Source organism: Serratia sp. (in: enterobacteria) (assembly GCF_051654945.1).
In the GTDB taxonomy this organism is placed as follows: Bacteria; Pseudomonadota; Gammaproteobacteria; order Enterobacterales; family Enterobacteriaceae; genus Chania.
The window spans coordinates 1-2069 of the sequence record NZ_JBOFZA010000109.1 but is presented as its reverse complement, the minus strand read 5'-3'; the positions used below and the strand labels follow the sequence as shown (position 1 = coordinate 2069).

Below are 2069 nucleotides of genomic sequence, written 5' to 3'. Positions count from 1 at the left end.
TCCCCTCTCATACTCGCCTGTGCCATTTGCTGCATGTTGTTGGTCAGCAGTGAAATGCCGTTCATTGTTTTTCTCCTGTGCGTTATTGTCTGTACAGGACATTTTTATTGCGGAAACAAATTATTAATATCAGAATTCGGCGTTGTAAGCGGGAACACGCCAAAATTCTGCTACCACAGAGTTTGTCTGTACGTAAGAGGGTGGCTTATCGGACAGAGCTATCATCGGGAAACCAAGACGGCGGCACCATTAGCAAACAGTGAAAATGCGGGTGTGCGCTACCATCTGCCTAGCCTATATCATGACAATGCCACACGGCATTACTCTTCGCATATTATCGCCCCGCCTACCAATGCCCCGTGCGCCTCAGCCCAGTCATAATTTTCCCGCGAAATTTTTGCCCCCCTCAGATCAGCCCCTTCCAGGTGAGCCCCCTCCAGGTGAGCCCCCCTCAGATCAGCCCCCTCCAGGTGAGCCCCCTCCAGGTGAGCCCCCCTCAGATCAGCCCCCTCCAGGTGAGCCCCCTCCAGGTGAACGTCCTCCAGGTGAGCGTCCTCCAGGTAAGCTCTCTCCAGGTGAGCGTCCTCCAGGTGAGCCCTCTCCAGGTGAGCCTCAATCAGGTAAGCCCCCGTCAGGTAAGCCCCCGTCAGGTGAGCGTCCTCCAGGTGAGCCCCCGTCAGGTGAGCCTCCATCAGGTAAGCCCACTCCAGGTGAGCCCCCGTCAGGTGAGCGTCCTCCAGGTAAGCCCCCGTCAGGTGAGCCGCCATCAGGTAAGCCCTCTCCAGGTGAGCCCTCTCCAGGTGAGCGTCCTCCAGGTAAGCCCCCGTCAGGTGAGCGTCCTCCAGGTGGGCCCCCGTCAGGTGAGCGTCCCCCAGGTGAGCCCTCTCCAGGTGAGCCCTCTCCAGGTGAGCGTCCTCCAGGTGAGCGTCCTCCAGGTGAGCCCCCGTCAGGTGAGAGTCCTCCAGGTGAGCGTCCTCCAGGTGAGCCCTCTCCAGGTGAGCCCTCTCCAGGTGAGCCCCCGTCAGGTGAGCCCTCTCCAGGTGAACCTCAATCAGGTAAGCCCCCGTCAGGTAAGCCCCCGTCAGGTGAGCGTCCTCCAGGTAAGCCCTCTCCAGGTGAGCGTCCTCCAGGTGAGCCCTCTCCAGGTGAGCGTCCTCCAGGTGAGCGTCCTCCAGGTAAGCTCTCTCCAGGTGAGCGTCCTCCAGGTAAGCTCTCTCCAGGTGAGCTCCCTCCAGGTGAGCCCCCTCCAGGTGAGCGTCCTCCAGGTAAGCTCTCTCCAGGTGAGCGTCCTCCAGGTGAGCGTCCTCCAGGTAAGCTCTCTCCAGGTGAGCGTCCTCCAGGTGAGCGTCCTCCAGGTGAGCCCTCTCCAGGTGAGCCCCCTCCAGGTGAGCCCCCTCCAGGTGAGCGTCCTCCAGGTGAGCGTCCTCCAGGTGAGCCCCCGACAGGTCAAGATTCGTCAGGTCCGCTCCGCCCTCGTTTACCCCGAGCCCCCCGCTGTCGCCATTTTTTCTTCCAGCCATACACAGTTCCAGCAACAGACGGGTCATATCTGCATGAGATGCACTGATGTTGGCGGGCAGGTAACTTCCTCCATTTTGTTGGTCGGTCCATTTGTCTACAACTTTTGCGAGTATTTGGTTATTACGGATAGTGATACCAATAAGCTGGTCCTCGTTATCTGGGTCCCTGAACTGGCACGCCAGGGCACCATCATTCCGACTTCTCAGCCACACCAGGTTACCCACCATCTGAGTAAACGTATCAAGCCGCTCGCGTCCCCTGTCCACCTGCCCGAAGGTAAACAGGTAGAGCAGATGTTCACCAATTCCCCTGAGACTGCCTAACTCTTTCCTTGAGGCCCCCTCACTCACCTGTGCAATTTGCTGCATATTGTTGGTCAGCGGTGAAATGCTGTTGCTCATTGTTTTTTTCCTGTGCGTTATTGTCTGTACAGGACATTTTTATTGCGGAGAAAAATGATTAATATCAGAATTCGGCGTTGATGCACGGATGAGGTGTTACAGAGTGCTTATCGGTTCCCGGCCACGTGCCCGAGGCTTTGCGACGCA

The 2069-nt window shown here is 58.0% G+C and carries 1 protein-coding gene; it reads right to left on the bottom strand.

Annotation, left to right across the window (positions count from 1 at the left end; translation table 11 throughout):
* Positions 1–320: 320 nt before the first annotated feature.
* Positions 321–1922: a pentapeptide repeat-containing protein gene (locus ACRDCA_RS25180; RefSeq protein ID WP_438691971.1), complete on the bottom strand. Its 1602-nt coding sequence runs from the start codon at positions 1920–1922 to the stop codon at positions 321–323.
* Positions 1923–2069 lie beyond the last annotated feature (147 nt).